The organism is Streptomyces massasporeus, assembly GCF_014648995.1.
Classification (GTDB): domain Bacteria; phylum Actinomycetota; class Actinomycetes; order Streptomycetales; family Streptomycetaceae; genus Streptomyces; species Streptomyces massasporeus.
In genome coordinates this window covers 229,127-248,120 of sequence record NZ_BMSE01000011.1, presented here as the reverse complement: position 1 = coordinate 248,120, position 18,994 = coordinate 229,127, and the positions used below count along the sequence as shown (strand labels likewise).

General features: G+C 72.8%; 17 protein-coding genes. 6 read left to right on the top strand and 11 right to left on the bottom strand.

The features are described from left to right. Positions 1-7: 7 nt before the first annotated feature. The 4 genes from IE153_RS24445 to IE153_RS24430 form a co-directional block, all read right to left on the bottom strand. Positions 8-589 carry an Rv1733c family protein gene (locus IE153_RS24445; RefSeq protein ID WP_189591956.1) on the bottom strand — a complete coding sequence of 194 codons (582 nt, stop codon included), beginning with the start codon at positions 587-589 and terminating at the stop codon, positions 8-10. Between the two features lie 200 nt (positions 590-789). Further along, positions 790-1,545, bottom strand: a complete 756-nt coding sequence (locus IE153_RS24440) for a ferredoxin reductase (RefSeq protein WP_189592012.1) — start codon at positions 1,543-1,545, stop codon at positions 790-792. Between the two features lie 7 nt (positions 1,546-1,552). Then, positions 1,553-2,158 carry a sulfite oxidase-like oxidoreductase gene (locus IE153_RS24435; protein WP_189591955.1) on the bottom strand — a complete coding sequence of 202 codons (606 nt, stop codon included), beginning with the start codon at positions 2,156-2,158 and terminating at the stop codon, positions 1,553-1,555. An 85-nt stretch (positions 2,159-2,243) separates the two neighbouring features. Further along, on the bottom strand, positions 2,244-2,720 hold the full coding sequence (locus IE153_RS24430; RefSeq protein ID WP_189591954.1) for a MarR family winged helix-turn-helix transcriptional regulator: 477 nt from the start codon (positions 2,718-2,720) through the stop codon (positions 2,244-2,246). Between the two features lie 234 nt (positions 2,721-2,954). On the opposite strand from IE153_RS24430, the gene IE153_RS24425 reads away from it, so the two are divergent. Beyond that, a complete protein-coding gene (locus IE153_RS24425; RefSeq protein WP_189591953.1) occupies positions 2,955-3,758 on the top strand; it encodes a putative protein N(5)-glutamine methyltransferase in 804 nt (267 codons plus the stop codon). Between the two features lie 12 nt (positions 3,759-3,770). On the opposite strand, the gene IE153_RS24420 is transcribed toward IE153_RS24425, so the two are convergent. Next, positions 3,771-5,849: a SpoIIE family protein phosphatase gene (locus tag IE153_RS24420; protein ID WP_189591952.1), complete on the bottom strand. Its 2,079-nt coding sequence runs from the start codon at positions 5,847-5,849 to the stop codon at positions 3,771-3,773. A gap of 250 nt (positions 5,850-6,099) precedes the next feature. On the opposite strand from IE153_RS24420, the gene IE153_RS24415 reads away from it, so the two are divergent. After that, positions 6,100-6,468, top strand: a complete 369-nt coding sequence (locus IE153_RS24415) for a hypothetical protein (RefSeq protein ID WP_189592011.1) — start codon at positions 6,100-6,102, stop codon at positions 6,466-6,468. A gap of 7 nt (positions 6,469-6,475) precedes the next feature. Here IE153_RS24415 and IE153_RS24410 read toward each other — a convergent pair whose 3' ends face one another. Then, on the bottom strand, positions 6,476-7,645 hold the full coding sequence (locus tag IE153_RS24410) for a M20 family metallopeptidase (RefSeq protein WP_189591951.1): 1,170 nt from the start codon (positions 7,643-7,645) through the stop codon (positions 6,476-6,478). A gap of 97 nt (positions 7,646-7,742) precedes the next feature. Here IE153_RS24410 and IE153_RS24405 point away from each other — a divergent pair, with 97 nt between their 5' ends. Both IE153_RS24405 and IE153_RS24400 read left to right on the top strand, forming a co-directional pair. Then, positions 7,743-9,758: an NADPH-dependent 2,4-dienoyl-CoA reductase gene (locus IE153_RS24405; RefSeq protein WP_189591950.1), complete on the top strand. Its 2,016-nt coding sequence runs from the start codon at positions 7,743-7,745 to the stop codon at positions 9,756-9,758. A gap of 28 nt (positions 9,759-9,786) precedes the next feature. Beyond that, the gene (locus IE153_RS24400) at positions 9,787-10,347 is read left to right on the top strand and encodes a PadR family transcriptional regulator (RefSeq protein ID WP_189591949.1); all 561 of its coding nucleotides are present in this window, start codon (positions 9,787-9,789) and stop codon (positions 10,345-10,347) included. Between the two features lie 106 nt (positions 10,348-10,453). Here the strand turns inward: IE153_RS24400 and IE153_RS24395 are convergent, their stop codons facing one another. Then, positions 10,454-10,999, bottom strand: coding sequence for a hypothetical protein (locus IE153_RS24395; RefSeq protein ID WP_031111202.1), 546 nt, complete (start codon positions 10,997-10,999; stop codon positions 10,454-10,456). A 223-nt stretch (positions 11,000-11,222) separates the two neighbouring features. Next, positions 11,223-12,209 (bottom strand): fibronectin type III domain-containing protein, encoded by a 987-nt coding sequence (locus IE153_RS24390; RefSeq protein ID WP_189591948.1) that lies wholly within the window; start codon positions 12,207-12,209, stop codon positions 11,223-11,225. 418 nt (positions 12,210-12,627) lie between these two features. On the opposite strand from IE153_RS24390, the gene IE153_RS24385 reads away from it, so the two are divergent. Beyond that, positions 12,628-13,326, top strand: a complete 699-nt coding sequence (locus IE153_RS24385; protein WP_189591947.1) for a glycoside hydrolase family 75 protein — start codon at positions 12,628-12,630, stop codon at positions 13,324-13,326. 74 nt (positions 13,327-13,400) lie between these two features. On the opposite strand, the gene IE153_RS24380 is transcribed toward IE153_RS24385, so the two are convergent. Genes IE153_RS24380 through dhaK form a run of 3 tightly spaced genes read right to left on the bottom strand, consistent with a single transcriptional unit; the run spans position 13,401 to position 15,445 of the window. Continuing rightward, positions 13,401-13,811 carry a PTS-dependent dihydroxyacetone kinase phosphotransferase subunit DhaM gene (locus IE153_RS24380; RefSeq protein ID WP_189591946.1) on the bottom strand — a complete coding sequence of 137 codons (411 nt, stop codon included), beginning with the start codon at positions 13,809-13,811 and terminating at the stop codon, positions 13,401-13,403. Continuing rightward, positions 13,804-14,403 carry a dihydroxyacetone kinase subunit DhaL gene (dhaL, locus tag IE153_RS24375; RefSeq protein WP_189591945.1) on the bottom strand — a complete coding sequence of 200 codons (600 nt, stop codon included), beginning with the start codon at positions 14,401-14,403 and terminating at the stop codon, positions 13,804-13,806. The genes IE153_RS24380 and dhaL overlap by 8 nt, the downstream gene beginning before the upstream one ends. A gap of 49 nt (positions 14,404-14,452) precedes the next feature. After that, positions 14,453-15,445 (bottom strand): dihydroxyacetone kinase subunit DhaK, encoded by a 993-nt coding sequence (dhaK, locus tag IE153_RS24370; RefSeq protein WP_189592010.1) that lies wholly within the window; start codon positions 15,443-15,445, stop codon positions 14,453-14,455. Positions 15,446-15,662: 217 nt separating this feature from the next. Between dhaK and IE153_RS24365 the strand changes: the two genes are divergently transcribed. After that, positions 15,663-18,872 (top strand): glycosyl hydrolase family 95 catalytic domain-containing protein, encoded by a 3,210-nt coding sequence (locus tag IE153_RS24365; protein WP_189591944.1) that lies wholly within the window; start codon positions 15,663-15,665, stop codon positions 18,870-18,872. The last annotated feature ends 122 nt before the right edge of the window (positions 18,873-18,994 follow it).

Below are 18,994 nucleotides of genomic sequence, written 5' to 3'. Positions count from 1 at the left end.
CCGCGTCTCATGCGCGGCGGTGTGTCCACTCCGGTTCCGTACGGGCCCACGCCCGGTCCCATTCCGCCATCCGGCGCCGCAGTGCCACCCGGCGTACCCAGGAGTGGCCGAAGACCACCACGAGCACCGCACCGCCCGCGGCGCAGGTACCGATGGTGAGGGTGTGCTGCCAGACCGCCGACCCGTCCACCGGCGGGAGAACACTCCGCCCCCGGTCGTCGAACCAGGCGTCGACGGTCTCGCCTCGCTCGGTGTCCGCGGGGACCCGCGTCGTCGCGGTGTGTCGGGTTCCGTCCGGCTCGGTCCAGCGCACGGTCGCCCGGTACGCGTGCTGCCCGCCGGCCTGCACCGACGGCAGCGAGTCGGTGGTGCCGACCACCTCGGCCCGGACGCGATGCCGCTCGGCCCGCTGCTCCGCCGCCACCGACCGCGCCTCGTCGTGGGCCCACCAGGCGGCGGCCGCCCCGGCCAGGGGCGCGCCCACGAGGATGAGGACGGCGACCACCAGCACCGTCCATGCTTCAACGACATCCGACCGGCGCCGCAGCGGACTGCGTCGCCAACGCCAGCCGCGCACCCGGGTACGCAATGTCCACCTCCTCGCCGTCACCGCGGCCGGATGGCCGGACCGGCCGCGCGCCGCCGCTCCCTCCGCGTCACGTCATGCGTGCGAGTGCCTCCATGGGACGGGGTACCCCCTCCGGCGCACATCGATCGCTCCGGGGCCGTATCCACAGCGGGAGCGGCCCGCGGCTGGGGTGCCCGGGACGGCCGCGACGAAACCGGGGGTCAGCCGAAACGCTCGATGCGGATCCGGTGCACCGGCTGACCGGCCGTCACGAGCAGCCGGGAGGCGTGTTCGGCGAAGGAGTTGGAGCCGCACACATAGGCCTCCCACCCACCGGAGGGCTGCTCGGCCAGGAGCGGCGCCACATGTGCGGCCGCCATACGTCCGACCGCCACCCCGGGGGGCGCGCTCCGTGTGAAGACAGGGGTGGTCTCCGCACCCAACTCCCGGGCGTAGACGAGCTCCTCGGGGCTGCGCGCGGACACCAGCAGCCGCAACGGCACGGTCATGTTCCGTGTCCGGTGGTGCCGGACCATCGACATCAGCGGTACGACGCCGGAGCCGGCGCCGACGAGCAGCGCGGGCCGGTCGCCCGGCCAGGCGAAGAAGCCGCTCACCGGGCCCCGCACCTCGACCCGGTCACCGGGCCGGGCGACGGTGTGGAACCAGCCCGAGACCTCGCCGCCCTCCACGTGATCCAGGGTCAGCTCGACATGCCCGGAGTCGTCCGGCGCGGACGCGATCGAGTAGTGCCGCTGGGCCGTGTAGCCGTCCTCGGCGGTCAGCCGCACCATCAGGTGCTGGCCGGGCAGATGCCCCGGCCAGCCGGGCACGGCGAGCCGGAAGGTGGCGGCGCGGGGGGTCTCGCGGCGGATCTCGGTGATCGTGGCGGTCTGCCATTCGGAGGCGGCCTGCTCGCTCACGGCGATGCGCCCGGGCACGGCGAACCGCGTCGGAGGCACGAAGGTCTGTGTCACGGCGGTCTCAGTCACCGGAGTACCTCTGCTCCTCCCACGGGTTGCCCCGCTCGTGATAGCCGTTCTGCTCCCAGAAACCCGGCTCGTCGTGGTCGAGGATCCGCAGGCCCGCGATCCACTTGGCGCTCTTCCAGAAGTACAGGTGCGGCACCACCAGCCGCGCCGGGCCGCCGTGCTCGGGAGCGAGGGGCCTGCCGTCGTACTCCCACGCGATCCAGGCGCGCCCGCCGGTCAGGTCGGCCAGCGGGAGGCTCGCGGTGTAGCCGGTGTGCGAGTAGGCGACGGCATGGGTGGCCGACCCATGGGGCCGGACCACGTCCAGGAACGCGTCCAGGGACACTCCCGCGAACCGCACCCCGAACTTCGACCAGCTGGTCACACAGTGGATGGCGCCCTCGTACGCCGACGGGGGCAGCCGGTGCGCCTCCTCCCAGTCCCAGGTGCGGGGCTCGGCGACCAGCCCGTCGACGCGGAAGGTCCAGTCGGCGGGTGCCAGTTCGGGAGTAACCTCGGCGGACAGGACGGGCCAGTCGTCGCCCGCGTCGTACTGGCCGGGCGGCAGACCGGGGTCGGCGACGCGCGGGCGCCCGATGAAGCCTCGGGTGATGTGCATGCGGTGGTGCCTCCGGGCCGGACCGACGGTGCCCGCCGGACCGGATGATCAGTGATTGCGTATTCAACCGTACGGGGCCTGCGGCCTACTCCTCCCGGCCGGGGCCCGGCCAGGTGTTGTAGCGCACGAGGTACTCGGCGAACCGGCTCAGGTCCTCCGCCGGCCAGCCGGTCAGGCGCTCCCGGAACGCCGCCCGCCGGCTGTCGGTGACCTGGGCCAGGATGTGCCGCCCGGCCTGCGTCAGATGCAGCACCTGGACGCGCTGATCCGCCGGGTCCGGGCGGCGCTCGATGAGGTCGGCGCGCTCCAGGGCGGTCACCTGGCGGCTGACGGTGGACTTGTCCAGGGCGTAGTGGGCGGCCAGGTCGGTGGCCCGGCATCCGCCGGCCTCCTCCAGATGCCCGAGCAGCGTGTACGACACCAGCGACAGCTCGGGGTGCATCCGGCCCGCGGCGGCCCGGGCGCGGCGGGCGAAGACCGTCATCTCCCGCTGGATGGTCTCGACGGCGTCGTCGGTGTGCACGGGACCTCCCTCACCACGATGCTGCTCGGCTCCCTCCATGGTTGCATAACCCAACCACTCGGCCGGGGCGGTGTCCCCGTCGCCGTCCCCGTCGGCCGCCCCTCGGGGTAGGGTTGCCGTCCGGCCGGGCAGGGGCCCGGCCGCCGGAAGCCGAGGAGGTGAGACCCATTACCGCTGTGTCAGCTCGGGTGCTCTCCTCTCGACGTCGCGCGGATCGCCGGTCGTAGGCGATCGCCGGAGCGCCCTTCGGTTCCCGAAAGGCTCTGGGCTTCCATGCCGTCTGTGTCTGCCGTCCCCCCTTCCGCACCGTCCTCCCGTGACTCCGTCGTCGCCGCCCTGCGCACCGCGGGGTGCGTCTTCGCCGAGGACGAGGCCGAGATGATTCTCGCCACCGCCCGTACTCCGGCCGGGATCGCCGCCATGGTCGAGCGCCGCGTCGCCGGCCTGCCCCTCGAACTCGTCGTCGGCTGGGCCGAGTTCCGGGGCCTGCGCATCACCGTCGCGCCGGGGGTGTTCGTGCCCCGCCGGCGCACCGAGTTCCTGGTGGAGCAGGCCCTGCGGCAGGCGCCCGGGGCCGCCGTCGTCGTGGACCTGTGCTGCGGTTCGGGTGCCGTGGGAGCGGCGCTGGCCGCCGCGCTCGGCCGCGTCGAACTGCATGCCGCCGACATCGACCCGGCCGCCGTGCGGTGCGCCGGCGGCAACGTCTGCGCCGTCGGCGGGCAGGTGCACCAGGGCGATCTGTTCGAGGCGCTGCCCGGCGCGCTGCGCGGCCGCGTCGGCATCCTCGCGGCCAACGTGCCGTACGTGCCGAGCGACGAGATCGGCCTGCTGCCGCAGGAGGCCCGTGACCACGAGCCGCTCGTCGCACTCGACGGCGGCACGGACGGCCTCGACGTGCTGCGCCGGGTCGCGGCCGAGGCGCCCCACTGGCTCGCCCCCGGTGGCTGCGTCCTGGTGGAGACGAGCCGGCACCAGGCCCCGACCGCCGTGAAGGCCCTCGAACGCAACGGCCTGACGGCACGGCTGGCCGTGTCGGAGGAGCTGTACGCCCACGTGGTGACCGGCGTCAGACCCTAGGCCCCCCGGTCCTCACTCCGGTGCGGTCGCCCGCGCGATGAGCAGGGCCACGTCGTCGAAGTTGTCCGGCTCGTGCAGCGTGCGCAGCAGCAGGTCGCAGACCTCCTCCAGGGGCCGGTCGGGCCCGTCGAGCAGCGACAGCAGCGTGTCGAGCCGTTCGTCGATGGGGTCGCGCCGGGTCTCGACCAGGCCGTCGGTGTAGAGCACCAGCCGGTCGCCGGGCTCGAGGTCGACGGTGGTCGTGGAGAAGGCGACACCGCCCACGCCGAGCGGCACTCCGGTCGGCAGGTCGAGCAGCTCCGGCGCGCGGCCGGGCCGGACCCGCACCGGCGGCAGGTGCCCGGCGTTGGCGATCCGGCACTGCCGCAGATGCGGGTCGTGAACGGCGTAGACGCAGGTGGCGATGGTCTGCTCGAGGCCCGCGGTGATCTTGTCGAGGTGTTCCAGGAGCACATGCGGATCGAGATCGAGGGAGGCGAGGGTGTTGGTCGCCGTCCGCAGCCGCCCCATGGCCGCCGCCGCGGGAATGCCGCTGCCCATCACGTCGCCCACGACGAGCGCCGTCTTGCCGCCGTCCAGCGGGATCACGTCGAACCAGTCGCCGCCGACCTCGCTCGTGGCCCCGGCCGGCTGGTAGCGGGAGGCGACCTCCAGCCCGCCCGTCACCGGCGGATGGCTGGGCAGCAGGCTGCGCTGGAGGGTGAGCGCGGTCTCGCGGGCGCTCTGGTACCAGCGGGCGTTGTCGATCTGCACGGCGGCCCGGGCGGCCAGCTCGCGCGCCAGCAGCAGGTCGTCCTCGCTGAACGGCAGCGGATTGCGGGTGCGCTTGAGGTCCAGGGCCCCCAGCACCTCGCCCCGCGCGATCAGCGGCACCGCCAGGTACGAGTGCACACCGGCCCGGCCCAGCAGCTCGGCCGCCTCGGAGGAACGGGCGATGCGGTCCAGGTCCTCGTCCTTGACCTCCGGCAGCATCACGGGGCTCGCGGTGCGCACGCATTGGGTGACGAGCCGGTCGGGGGCGTACCGGGCGACCTGACCGGGAGGGTCGGCCGCCTCCAGGGCCTCGGCGGAGTCGTACCCCTGCACCGCCAGTGCGCGGATCACGGCCGACTCGGCGGGGCCCAGGCTGGTGCGGCGGCCCTGCACCACCGCGTCCAGCAGGTCGACGGCCGCGATGTCGGCGAGCTCCGGCACGGCCACCTCGGCCAGCTCGCCGGCCGTGCGGTCCAGATCCAGCGTGGTGCCGATCCGGCCCGAGGCGTCGGCGATCAGGGCCAGGCGCCGCCGCGCGGCCTCGGCCTCGATGCCCGCCCGGTACTGCTCGGTGACGTCGACGATCGAGACGGCCACGCCCAGCACGGTCCCGAAGGCGTTCTCCAGCCGGTACAGGGAGATCGACCAGGCGTGGTCCTGGTGCGGGTCGGCCGGAGTACGGCCGATCGTGGACTGGTCGACGACCGGCGTGCCGGTCTCCAGTACGCGCCGGGTGGCGGCCTCCAGGGCGTCGACGTCCATCCGCGGCACCACCTCGCGGACCGTGCGGCCCAGGTGCTCCTCGGCCGGCACGCCGTTGATCTCCTCCAGCGCCCTGTTGACGGAGACGTACCGCAGGTCCGTGTCCAGCACGGCCAGCCCGATCGGGGACTGCGCGATCATCCGCGTCGACAGCGCCACCTCCCGCTCCAGCCGGTGCACGGTCGTCTGGTCGGCGCACAGCCCCAGCGCGTAGACGTCGCCCTGGTCGTCCAGCAGCCGCATGTTGCGGAACTCCACCAGCCGGGTGCCGCCGTCCTTGCGGCGGATCGGGAAGGCCCCGGCCCAGCTCTGCCCGGTGTCCATGACGTCGGCGAACAGCTTGACCACGAGGTCGACGTGCTGCTCGTGGACCATGATGCGGGCGGCGTACTGCCCGAGCGCCTCCTGCGCCTCGTACCCGAACAGTTCCTCGGCCTGCGGGCTCCACAGCACGATGCGGCCCTCGGCGTCCAGGACCACCGAGGCCACGCGCAGCACGTCGAGCAGACCGCTCGGGCGCGCCGACCCGCGCACCGGACCGCCGTCCTCGGACTCGGGAGACCCGGCTGCACTCATCCCACGCCCCGCCTTCGCCGTCCTCGCGGCACGCCGTCGTGTGCCGACACCCCATGTTCTACCGCGCGGAGCCGTTTCTCGAAGGCCCCTTCCGTCACCTTCCACCATCTCCCAACACGGCGTGGGCCGCCCCGCAAAACCGCCACCGGGAGACGGGCGCCGCCGGTAGTGCTCGCCGGAAGGTGGTGCTTTGCTGGGGTAGGGGCGGATACGGCAGCCGGTGGCCGCGAAAGGAGCGATCACGATGGCGATGAACGAGGAGCGACCGCACCCCCACTCCGTCTCGGTGGAGATCAGCGGGTGCAGCAAGCACGACGCCCGGATCGTGTTCGACGCGCTCTGCTCCTGCTTCGAGTCCGACCGGTGCGCCGACGACGTGCCCGAGGAGCTGCACGCGACCCGCCCGACGGTCTGGCTCGGCACCTTCGATGTCGCCGACGAGCACGAGGGTTCGCGACCGGTGCACCTGGCGTCCTCCGTCGAAGCAGACCTGCACGGCGGCTACTGGGCGATCGAACGGCTCCGCACGACCCTGGACTCGCTGTTCGACGTGCACGACCTGAGCACCGTCTCCGGTGACCAGGAGAAGGAACTGCACGTGCGGCTCCAGAGCCGGTGAGCGCTCCTCATCCCGTCAGCAGGTCGAGGACGGCCCGCCGGTAGACGGCGTGCACCAGGGGCAGGTCCGCCAGGTGCACCCGTTCGTCCACGCCGTGCAGTCCCTCGTACGGCAGACCGAAGCCGGCCGTGGCCGGGATGCCCTCGGCGGCCAGCAGATTGCCGATGTTGGACGGGCCCGCCGTCTTGGCCCGCACCGTGAGGCCCTGCCCGGCCGCGGCGCCCAGCAGCGCGGCGGCCGGCTGCTCGTCCTCCGCCAGCCGGTACGGCGGCCAGGACGCCACCGCCGTGACCTCGGTCGGCCGCGGCGCGGGCAGCATGGCGTCCAGCTCGCTCGCCGCCGCCCGGACCAGGTCCTGCGCGGCGCGGGCGCCGAAGCCCGGTGTGGTGCGGACGTCCACGCCGATCTCGCACCGGTCCGGTACGGCGGAGAAGCCCTCCCCGCCGTGGCAGTACGTCACCGTCAGTCTCGGCGGCAGGGGGAACGGCCCGGCCGCCCCGGGCAGCGGGGCCGCGTCCAGCAGCCGGACGAGGTGCGCGGCCCGCGACACCGCGCCGACCACAGCGCGGCGCGACCCGGAGTGCCCTGAGGTCCCGTGCACGGCGATTCCGGCCCGCCACAGCCCGCGTCCGCCGACCACGACCTCGTCGAGACCCGGGTAGCCGATCATCACCCCGGCCGGGGTGACCGCGTCCGGGTCGGCGAGATACGCCCGGGCACCCCCGAAGCCGCCCGTGTGCTCATCGGCGTCGAGCAGGACCGCGAGTCCGCCGCGCAGTGCACCGGCCCGGCCGTGCAGCTCGGCCGCGATATGGCAGAACAGGGCGGCGGCGAGCTTCGAGTCGGCCGCGCCCCGCCCCCGGAGCCGGCCCTCGACGACGTCTCCGGCGGTGGGCGGGAAGGACCAGGCGGTCTCGTCGCCGAACGGCGCGGTGTCCACGCAGGCGTCCAGTGCCCACCAGGGCCCGGGCCGGCCGCCGGCGATCTCCACCAGCAGCGCGACCGGGCGGCGGGCGTCGTCGCGCAGCCGGCGGCACGGCAGCCCGCGGGCGGTGAGCCAGTCCTCCAGCACCGCCAGAACGGGTGCGTGGTCGTCGAGGCCGGCCCGGCTCGGGCGGCGGATCAGCTCGCCCGCGAGGTCCACCACCGCGGTCAGCGGCCCAAGGTCCCTGGTCATGGCCCTACTGTGCCCTCCATCACCTTGTGCAACTAGTTGCATAAACAGTCGGTAGTCCTCTACAACTACAGGCACGACACCGCGCACGGAGGGCCCGATGAGCCGTTACCCGCACCTGCTGACCCCCCTCGACCTGGGCTTCACGACCCTGCCCAACCGGGTCCTCATGGGCTCCATGCACGTCGGCCTGGAGGAGGCCGAGGGCGGCTTCGCACGCATGGCCGCCTTCTACGCCGCCCGCGCCCGCGGGGGAGTGGGCCTGATCGTCACCGGCGGCATCGCCCCCAACGACGAGGGACGGCCCTACGAGGGCGGCGCCAGGCTCACCACCGAGGAAGAGGCCGAGCAGCACCGGGTCATCACCGACGCCGTGCACCGCGAGGGCGGGCGGATCGCGATGCAGATCCTGCACTTCGGCCGGTACGCCTACCACAAGGACCTCGTCGCGCCGAGCCCGGTCCAGGCGCCGATCAGCCCCTTCCCGCCCCGCGAGCTCACCGACGCCGACATCGAGCGGACGATCGACGACTACGCCCGCGCCGCCCGCCTCGCCCGGCAGGCCGGCTACGACGGCGTCGAGATCATGGGCTCCGAGGGCTACCTCATCAACGAGTTCATCGCCCTGCAGACCAACCACCGCACCGACGGCTGGGGCGGCTCCTACGAGAACCGCACGCGCTTCCCCCTGGAGATCGTGCGCCGGGTGCGCGAGGCGGTCGGCGAGGACTTCATCGTCATCTACCGCCTCTCCATGCTCGACCTGGTCCCGGGCGGCTCGACGCTCGACGAGGTCGTCACCCTCGCCAAGGCCGTCGAAGCCGCCGGGGCGACGATCATCAACACCGGCATCGGCTGGCACGAGGCCCGCATCCCCACCATCGCGACCTCCGTGCCGCGCGGCGCGTACACCTGGGTGACCAAGCGGCTCATGGGCGAGGTGTCCGTCCCGCTCGTCACCACCAACCGCATCAACACCCCCGAGCTCGCCGAGGAACTGCTCGCCGAGGGCGCCGCCGACATGGTGTCGATGGCCCGCCCGATGCTCGCCGACCCCGACTTCGTCACCAAGGCCGCCGCCGGCCGCCCCGAGGCGATCAACACCTGCATCGGCTGCAACCAGGCCTGCCTCGACCACACCTTCAGCGGCCTGATCACCTCCTGCCTGGTCAACCCGCGCGCCTGCCACGAGACCGAGCTCGTGCTCTCCCCGACCCGGCTGCGCAAGCGCGTCGCGGTCGTCGGCGCCGGCCCGGCCGGCCTCGCCTGCGCGGTCTCCGCCGCCGAGCGCGGGCACGAGGTGACGCTGTTCGACGCGGCGAGCGAGATCGGCGGCCAGCTCAACGTCGCCCGCAAGGTCCCCGGCAAGCAGGAGTTCGACGAGACGCTCCGGTACTTCCGCACCCAGCTCGACTGGCACGGCGTCGACGTCCGGCTCGACACCCTGGTCACGGTCGCGGACCTCGACGGCTTCGACGAGGTCGTCGTCGCCACCGGCGTCACCCCGCGCACCCCCGAGATCCCCGGCATCGACCACCCGAGCGTCGTCGGCTACCTCGACGTCCTGCGCGACGGCGCCCCCGTTGGTGACCGGGTCGCGATCCTCGGCGCGGGCGGCATCGGCTTCGACGTCGCCGAGTTCCTCACCGACGGCGGCGACAAGGCCCACGAGGACCCGGCGACGTACTTCCGCCAGTGGGGCGTCGACCTCGACTACCGCGGCCCCGGCGGCCTCGCGGCGCCCGAGCGGCCCGCGCCGCCGCGCACCGTCCACCTGCTCCAGCGCAAGACGTCCAAGGTCGGCGCCGGCCTCGGCAAGACCACCGGCTGGATCCACCGCACCGAGCTCAAGCACCGCGGCGTCACCATGGTCCCGGGTGCGCGCTACGACCGGATCGACGACGCCGGACTCCACATCACCGTCGGCGAGGAGAGCACGGTCCTCGAGGTCGACACGGTCGTGCTGTGCACGGGCCAGGAGCCGCGCCGAGGCCTGTACGAGCAGCTGCTCGCCGCCGGGCGCAGCACGCACCTCATCGGCGGCGCCGACGTGGCCGCCGAACTCGACGCCAAGCGCGCCATCAAGCAGGGCACCGAGCTCGCGGCCGCCCTGTAGTGCGGTGACGCGTCCCTAGGATGAGGCCATGTCACTCCCGCACGCGATCCTCACCGCCCTGCTCGAGAAGAAGTCCTCGGGCCTGGAGCTGACCCGCCGGTTCGACCGGTCGATCGGCTACTTCTGGTCGGCGACGCACCAGCAGATCTACCGCGAGCTGGGGAAACTGGAGGCCGACGGCCTCATCCGCGCACTGCCGTCCGAGCAGCCGGCCCGCGGGCAGAAGAAGAGCTACGAGGTCCTGCCGGCGGGCCGCGCCGAACTGGCCCGCTGGACCTCCGCCTCCCAGGACCCCAAGCCGCACCGCGACGCGCTGCTGCTGCGCCTCAGGGCGGCGGCCGTGGTCGGCACGGCGGGCCTGGAGGCGGATCTGCGACGCCATCTGGAGCTGCACGAACGGCAGCTGGCGGAGTACGAGGAGATCGAGGAACGCGACTTCCCGCCCGGCCGCGACGGCGCCGAGGTCCGGCTGCGGCACCTCGTGCTGCGGGCGGGCATCGATCTGGAGACCTTCTGGACCCAGTGGCTCCGGCGTGCCCTGGCGGACTTCGCCGAACTCCCGGACGGTGGACCGGCGGAGCAGGTCTGACCATCGGGCGGGCTCGGTATGGGGCGCCGGTCCGGCGCGGTCACGACATGACGGCGGCCCGTCCACCCGGAGCGCTTCGGGAGAACGGGCCGCCGTCCGTACCGGGTCAGAGCCGGTACGGCTTGTTGCGCCGGCGCAGGTACCAGGCCGTCCCGAGGAGGCCGGCGCCGACCAGCGTGCCGCCCGCGACCAGCGTGACGGTCCCGTAGTCCGTCGTGCTGCCGCCGACCCCGCCCATCACGCCGCGGGACGGCGACGCCGAGGGGGACGCGGACCGCGAGGGGGAGGGGGAGGGAGCGGTGGAGACCACGACGGACTGCGTGCCCGCGGTGGTGCCGTCCGAGCAGACGACGATGACGGTGTAGGTGCCCGGGGAGACACTCGACCAGGCGGCCGACTGACTCGTGGACGTCCCCGACAGCGTCACCTGGCGGCCCTGGGCGAAGCTGCCCTGGCTGCTGGTGAGGAGCGAGGCGGTGCCCCAGCTGCCGTTGATCTGGGTGCACGAGCTGGTCGTGACCGACACCGTGGACCCCGTGGTGCTCACGGAGATGCCCGGGCCCGCGACGGCGGGCACCGCGGCCAGGGCGAGGGGCAGCGCGGCGACTGCCACGGTCAGGCCGGAGCGGAGAACTGGCGATGAGTTGCGCATGTGGACTGCCCTCCGGCGGCACGGTTGGCGGTACATCCCTTGCGCCGCCGAGGGTCGGGGAATGCCCGTGCTGCCTCGGGGTCAGCCAAAGCTCCCCCGGCCCCGGCCGCACTCCGAGCGCCCCCGTGCAGGTGACGGGTTGGTTCTCCCGGCGGATACGGCGGGGACGGCGGGGACGTATCGGCGGGTGCCGAGCCGAGTCCCGGCCGATGCCGTGGGCACGTCAGCGCCCCGCGCCCGTCGTCACCGCCCGCTCCGCCGAGAAGCCTCCCCAGGTGCCGTCGGGCAGCATCGCGCGGACGCGGACCCGGTGGGTGACACCGGCGCGCCGACCGGCGTAGAAGCTGTACGTGGCCCGCTCACGGGGGGCGGTGCCGCCGTACACCAGGGACGTGGCGGGCCTGCCGTCCAGATGGATCTGGTACTCGGTGATCTCACCGTCCACGCGGGGCGGCACCCAGCTCAGATCGAGCTGGTAGGCCCCGTCCTCACGGTGGCTCGCCGCCCGGAAGTCCGTGGGGGCGGTGGCGCGGCCGTCGTCCGTGCCCGGTGTGGTGAGGCGGACCGCGGGGCCGGCGGGGGAGACGTTGCCGGCCGCGTCCCGGGCACGGACGGTGAACGTGTAGTCCGTGCCGGGCCGCAGTCCCGTGAGCACGGTGGCCGTCTGGCCCCCGCCCACACTGTGGATCTTCGCGTCTCCCTGGTGGATGTCGTACGAGACCACACCCCGGTCGTCCGTGGAGGCGGACCAGGACAGCTGGACCGCGCGGCTTCCGACGGCCCGTCCGCCGGGCGCCGACGGGCGGGTCGGCGCGGAGCGGTCGTCCGCGACCGCCGAGGGCGTCGTCACGGGCACCCGGCGGCTCGGCGGCCCGAGCCGCCCGTCGATGTCCCGTGCCCGGACGGAGAACACGTACCGCGTGGAGGGCCGGAGCCTGGTGACATCCACCATGTGCTGTGAACCCGGCACTTCCTTGACCTTCGTGGTGCCGCGATACACCTCGTAGCCATCGGCCCGGGCGGTCGCGTTCCACATGACATGCACGCTCGTCGCGCTGCCCGCTGCAGCGGTCACACCTGCCGGAGCGCCGGGCGCACCGACGCCGTCCCCGTCCTCCGCTCCGGCCCAGCCGCAGGAGGTGAGCAGAAGGAGAGCCCCGCAGAGCGCCAGGCGGCGCAGGGGGGACGGGGGAGCGGAGCGTCCTCGCACGGCACTGCCTCCCGGGGTGGTCGGCCGGCAGGTTCACCGGAATGGTCCGGACCAATATGACGCCGTTGGCGCGATCACATCAAGAGGGTGTCCGCCGGTCGTGGATCTCGCTTCCGTGAGGGGGTCACCTCCCGTCGTGCGTGACGACTCGGAGGAGTTACGTATGCTGAAGGCCTCACGGCCGAACTCCTGGCGGATAACAGGGAGTTCGGTCCTGTCGCGCGGAACCGCTGTCGTCGCAGATCCCGCGCCGGCGCGGGTGGCCGGGCGGCCGGAGTCTTACGCGGACTCAGGCGCCCGGCCCCTGTCGGAGGTTGGGGACGTGCACCGTCCGGCCCTCCAGCGGTGGCCGGGTGATCGTCTCGGGACCAGATTGGGCTGAGTGCCCGTCAGGTGTCCCACGAGAGGCTCCCGTATCGTGCGTGTCCAGTCGCTCACTCTGGCCGTGGCCAGCGCCGCCCTGCTCGCCCCGACGACCTACCCCGCCGCCCACTCCCACCTCGCAGTGTGGCGCGAAGGCGCCGTGAGCGCAGCCGACCTGCTCGCCAAGGTGCGGGACTGCGCTCCCGTCTCCCGGGGCCGCTACCGCAGCGACAACGGCGCACCCGCGAACATCCCGGTCTGCGGCACCCGCGACGCCGTGTTCTGGAAAGCCGACATGGACATCGACTGCGACGGCAGTCCCGGCCCCCGCTGCAACCGCCGCACCGACCCCTACTTCGCCGCGAGCACGGCCTACGCCCAGTCGGACGGCCGCCCGTTGAGCGCCGAAGGCCTGCCCTTCATCGTCGTTCCCGCGCCGAGCGCCCTCTGGGACTACCGGGACCACGGCATCGGCGGCGGTTCGGTGGTGGCCGTCGTGTACCGCGACCGGATCCAGTACGCGGTCGTCGGTGACACCGGCCCGCAGGGCATCATCGGAGAGGCGTCCTACGCGACCGCCAAGGCCCTCGGCATCCGCGCCGACCCGCACGGCGGCGGCGCACCCTCCGGTGTCACCTACATCGTCTTCAAGAACACCAAGGTGTCGCCCATCGAGGACCACGCCGCGGCCGTGACCGAGGGGGAGCGGGTGGTGAGGCGGTTCGCCGACGGGAGCCGGGCGGACGGGGGCTGAGCGGCTGACGACACGTCACGGACACGGCTGCGGCCGGGCACCGCCTTCGGGGCGTGCCCGGCCGCAGCCGTCCCTCACACCTTCCGGTACGCGTACGCCTCCGTGGCCGCCGCCTCCACCGCTGCCAGATCCGCCCCGGTGGACGCGGTGACCACCGCGGCCACGGCCCCCTCCACGAACGGGGCGTCCACCAGGCGTGTCGGCTCCGGGAGTTCGTCGCCCTCCGCGAGCAGCGCCTTCACCGTGAGCACGGCGCTGCCCAGGTCGGTCAGGACGGCGACCCCGGCGCCTCGGTCGACGGACGCGGCCGCCGCGGCGATCAGTTCGGAGCTGGTGCCGAGCCCGCCCCCCTCGGTGCCGCCCGCCGGAGCGACGGGCACCGCCGGGCCGCCGCCCGCGAGTCCCTTCGCCAGCTCGGCGACCGACGCGGCCACCTCCGCGCTGTGCGATACCAGCACGATGCCAACCAGCTGCTCGTCACTCACCAGCGGCCTCCACGAGTCCGGCGATCAGCAGCGCGGCCGACGTGGCACCCGGGTCCTGGTGGCCGATGCTGCGCTCGCCCAGATAACTGGCCCTGCCCTTGCGCGCCTGCAGGGGCGTCGTCGCCACGGCGCCCTCCTCCGCGGCGGTCCGGGCCGCCGTGAACGAGTCGCCGAGCGCGTCCACGGCGGGCACCAGCGCGTCGATCATGGTCTTGTCGCCCGGGGCGGCGCCGCCGAGCGTCATGACCGCGTCCACCCCCGCCCGCAGGGCCTCGGCCAGCTGCTCCGCGCTGACCTCACCGGCATCGCCCAGGGCCTTGCCGGCACGGCGCAGCAGCGTGCCGTACAGCGGCCCCGAGGCGCCACCGACCGTCGAGATCAGCTGGCGTCCGGCGAGGGTCAGCACCCCGCCGGGCGTGCCGGGGGGCTCCTTCTCCAGGGCGGCCGCGACGGCCCTGAACCCGCGCTGGAGGTTGCTGCCGTGATCGGCGTCCCCGATGGGGGAGTCGAGGGCGGTGAGCCGTTCCGCCTCGCGGTCGACGGACGCGGCGGTCACCGTCATCCAGCGGCGGAAGAATGCGGCGTCGAGCACTGGGTCTCCTTGCCTGGTAGGTACGTGGTGATCCTCTACCCCCTGCGCGTCACATGCCCCAGCGCAGACCCGGGGTACTCACCGGCGCGTCGTACAGCCGCAGCAGTTCCTCGTCGACCTGGCACAGAGTGAGCGAGGCGCCCGCCATGTCCAGGGAGGTGACGAAGTTGCCCACGAGGACACGGGCCACGGGGACGCCGCGCTGGGCGAGCACCCGGTGCACCTCGGCGTGGAAGCCGTACAGCTCGAGCAGCGGCGTCGCACCCATGCCGTTGACCAGGACCAGCACCGGATTGCGCGGCTGGAGGTCCTCCACCACCGCCTCGACGGCGGCCTCGGCGATCTCGCCGGAGGTCATCATGGCGCGCCGCTCCCGGCCGGGCTCACCGTGGATGCCGATGCCCAACTCCAGCTCGCCGGGCGGCAGATCGAAGGTGGGGCTGCCCTTCGCCGGGGTGCTGCAGGCGCTCAGCGCGATCCCGAAGCTGCGGGAGCTCTCGTTCACCTGCCGGGCGATGGCCTCGACCCGCTCCAGCGGCATGCCCTCGGCGGCTGCGGCACCCGCGATCTTCTCCACGAACAGGGTCGCGCCCGTACCGCGCCGCCCCGCCGTGTACAGGCTGTCGGTCACGGCCACGTCATCGTTGACCAGCACCTTCGCGACCCGGATGCCCTCGTCCTCGGCCAGCTCGGCGGCCATGTCGAAGTTGAGCACGTCACCGGTGTAGTTCTTCACGATGAACAGCACGCCCGCGCCGCTGTCCACGGCGGCGGCCGCGCGCAGCATCTGGTCGGGCACGGGGGAGGTGAACACCTCGCCCGGGCAGGCCGCCGACAGCATGCCGGGACCCACGAAGCCACCGTGCAACGGCTCGTGGCCCGACCCGCCGCCCGAGACCAGCCCCACCTGTCCGGCGACGGGAGCGTCCCGCCGCACGATCACCCGGTTCTCCACGTCCACGGTCAGCTCCGGGTGGGCAGCCGCCAGACCGCGCAGCGCGTCCGCCACCACGGTCTCCGGGACGTTGATCAGCATCTTCACGGGTTCCTCCAGGTGAGACTGGTCCATGTGCCTCTGGCCTTCATTTTCGCAGTCCGGGATGGGCCGGGCCAGTTGTCGACCTTGCTGGTTGTCGAGTGATGCACACCCCTAGACATCCGATCTATACCGCGGCGACGATGTTCCAGCCGTCGAATGGTGTCGATGTGGCGACGCCTCCTTCGTGAAAGAGCCGATGAATGGGCCGGGAGATCTCACCGTGGTCAAAGAATCCCAACCGCAGCGACGCAGCCTTCTCAAGTTCGGCGGCGGCCTCGCCTTCGCTCCGCTGGTCTCACGAGTGACCGGCACCTCTCCCGGAGGGCAGGCTGTCGCCGCGGAGGCCGGGGTGCCGGCGGCCTTCCGGTGGCCCACCCTGTCGCGCGAGGCGCTGACCTACTCCGTACCCGCCGCGGACTGGCAGTCACAGGCCCTGCCCATCGGCAACGGCCGGCTCGGCGCCATGCTCTTCGCCGATCCCCACGAGGAGCGCATCCAGTTCAACGAACAGAGCCTGTGGGGCGGGGTCAACGACTACGACAACGCCCTGGCGGGCAAACCGGACAGCGAATTCGACACCGGCATGACCGGCTTCGGCTCGTACCGGAACTTCGGTGACGTCGTCGTCACCTTCGCTCCCCGGACGAGCCCGAAGGTCACCGCTCCCGGAGGGCCGTACAGCAGCAGCTCGTCGGAGGGCGTCGACAAGAGTCACGACGGTGAGCCGCGTACCAAGTGGTGCATCGAGGGGCCGGGCCCCAAGGTGCAGTGGCAGGTCGAGCTCCCCGCCCCCGCGGCGGTCGCGTCCTACCGGCTGACGAGTGCCGACGACGTACCGCAGCGCGACCCGCAGGAGTGGACGTTCTCCGGTTCCACCGACGGCACCGCTTGGACCACACTCGACAGACGCACTCTGGACGCGCCCTTCGAAAACCGTTTCCAGACCAAGGAGTTCACCTGCGCCCAGAGCGCGGCCTACCGCTTCTACCGCTTCGACTTCACACCGAAAGCGGGGGTCGGTCACTTCCAGGTGAGCGAGATCGGCCTGGACGGCGTCGACCTCGGCACGGACGGGGTGATGTACCTGTCGTCGCCGAGCGGGCACTCCAGGGGATCCGGCGCCGGGGCACGGTCGCGGGCCACGGGCATCTCGAGTTCGGTGGACCGCGATCCCGCCACGGTCTGGCGGGTCGAACCGGTGGCGCCGGAGGTGGTGTGGCAGGCCGACCTGCCCCGCGCGGTCGCCGTCACCTCGTACACGGTGACGGCGGCCCCGGACCGCCCGGAGGACGATCCCCGGCGATGGCGGCTGGAGGCGTCGCAGGACGGGCAGGCCTGGACGACCCTCGACACGCAGAACCCCGCGGCGCCCTTCGCCGGGCGCGGTGAGACCCGGACCTTCCGGATCACCAACAGCACGGCCTACCGCGCCTACCGGCTCACCCTGACACCCCGCGCGTCGTCCGACGGCATCCAGATCGCGGAGATCGCGCTGGAGGGCAAGGGCTTCGACACGCACACCCTGCGGACGGTCGTCGACTACCGGCGCTCCCTCGACTTCGTGAACGGCCTCCACGTCACCCGCTTCGGCGCGCCGGGACGGCGCGTCCTGCGCGAGGCTTTCGCCGGCCGCTCCGCGGACGTCATGATCTTCCGGTACACCGCGGAGCGCGCCGGGGACCTCTCCGGGGCGATAGCGCTGACGTCCGCACAGGACAAGGCCCCGACGACCGTCGACGCCGCCGCGGGGCGGATCGCCTTCAGCGGTGTCATGGGCAACGGCCTCAAGCACGCGTGCGCCGTCCAGGCGGTGCACACCGACGGCGACCTCCGCGCAGACGGGCAGGTGCTCCGGTTCAGCGGCTGCACGACCCTGACCCTGTTCCTCGACGCCCGCACCGACTACAAACTCGACGCCGCCGCCGGATGGCGCGGAGCCGATCCGGCACCGGTCGTCGCCAGGACGCTCGGCAAGGCAGCCGCCCGGCGCTACAAAGCACTGCGCGACGAGCACACCACCGAAGTCCGAGCCCTGATGAAACGCGTCGCCGTCGACTGGGGCACCTCCGGCGCCGCCGTCACGGCCCTGCCGACCGACGCCCGGCTGGCCCGCTACGCGGCCGGCGGGGCGGACCCGGCACTCGAGCAGACGATGTTCGACTACGGCCGCTACCTGCTGATCAGCTCCTCCCGCCCGAACGGCCTGCCCGCCAACCTCCAGGGCCTGTGGAACGACAGCAACCAGCCCGCGTGGGCCTCGGACTACCACACCAACATCAATGTGCAGATGAACTACTGGGGCGCCGAGACGACGAACCTGCCGGAGTGTCACGAGGCACTCGTCCGGTTCGTGGAGCAGGTGGCGGTGCCCAGCCGCGTGGCGACCCGCAACGCCTTCGGCAAGGACACCCGGGGCTGGACCGCCCGCACCAGCCAGAGCGTCTTCGGCGGCAACGCCTGGGAGTGGAACACCGTCGCGAGTGCCTGGTACGCGCAACACCTGTACGAGCACTGGGCGTTCACCCAGGACCTGGACTACCTCCGCACCGTCGCCCACCCGATGATCAAGGAGATCTGCCAGTTCTGGGAGGACCACCTCAAGGAACGCGAGGACGGGCTCCTCGTCGCCCCCGACGGCTGGTCCCCGGAGCACGGGCCGCGCGAGGACGGCGTCATGTACGACCAGCAGATCATCTGGGACCTGTTCCAGAACTACCTCGACTGCGAAGCGGTACTCGAGGCGGACCCCGCCTACCGGGCCAGGATCGCGGACCTGCAGGCCCGCCTCGCGCCGAACAAGATCGGCAAGTGGGGCCAACTGCAGGAGTGGCAGGAGGACATCGACAGCCCCACCGACATCCACCGCCACACGTCGCACCTCTTCGCCGTCTATCCGGGACGCCAGATCACCCCCGGGACGCCGGACTTCGCGGCCGCCGCCCTCGTCTCCCTCAAGGCGCGGTGCGGCGAGAAGGAAGGCGTCCCGTTCACGGCCGGGACGGTGTCGGGCGACAGCCGCCGCTCCTGGACCTGGCCCTGGCGGGCGGCCCTCTTCGCCCGCCTGGGCGACGGGCAGCGCGCCCGGATCATGCTGCGCGGACTCCTGACCTACAACACGCTGCCCAACCTGTTCTGCAACCACCCGCCCTTCCAGATGGACGGCAACTTCGGCATCTCCGGCGCCGTGGCGGAGATGCTCCTGCAGAGCCACGACGGCGTCATCCACCTGCTGCCCGCCCTGCCGGACGATTGGAAGGCCAGGGGCTCCTTCACCGGACTCCGCGCACGCGGCGGCTACGAGGTCGACTGCACGTGGCGCAACGGCAAGGTCACGTCGTACACCGTCACGGCCGACCGGGCCCGGAACCGGAGCAAGGTCACCGTGCGGGTGAACGGCACCGACAGGAAGGTGACGCCGGCCAAGCCCTGACCGCCGGACCCGGAGGGGAACAGCCGTCCCACTGCCGTTCCACGGCCGTTCACGGCCGTCCCCCGCGCCACGGTCTGCGAGGATCGCGGTGAACGGGCGTCTTCGCCCACCTGCACGAGTTC

Coding starts and splice junctions, on each gene's coding strand:
- IE153_RS24435 (WP_189591955.1), bottom strand. CDS start 2,158: ATGCACATCACCCGAGGCTTCATCGGGCGCCCGCGCGTCGCCGACCCC.
- IE153_RS24430 (WP_189591954.1), bottom strand. CDS start 2,720: ATGGAGGGAGCCGAGCAGCATCGTGGTGAGGGAGGTCCCGTGCACACC.
- IE153_RS24425 (WP_189591953.1), top strand. CDS start 2,955: ATGCCGTCTGTGTCTGCCGTCCCCCCTTCCGCACCGTCCTCCCGTGAC.
- IE153_RS24420 (WP_189591952.1), bottom strand. CDS start 5,849: ATGAGTGCAGCCGGGTCTCCCGAGTCCGAGGACGGCGGTCCGGTGCGC.
- IE153_RS24415 (WP_189592011.1), top strand. CDS start 6,100: ATGAACGAGGAGCGACCGCACCCCCACTCCGTCTCGGTGGAGATCAGC.
- IE153_RS24410 (WP_189591951.1), bottom strand. CDS start 7,645: ATGACCAGGGACCTTGGGCCGCTGACCGCGGTGGTGGACCTCGCGGGC.
- IE153_RS24405 (WP_189591950.1), top strand. CDS start 7,743: ATGAGCCGTTACCCGCACCTGCTGACCCCCCTCGACCTGGGCTTCACG.
- IE153_RS24400 (WP_189591949.1), top strand. CDS start 9,787: ATGTCACTCCCGCACGCGATCCTCACCGCCCTGCTCGAGAAGAAGTCC.
- IE153_RS24395 (WP_031111202.1), bottom strand. CDS start 10,999: ATGCGCAACTCATCGCCAGTTCTCCGCTCCGGCCTGACCGTGGCAGTC.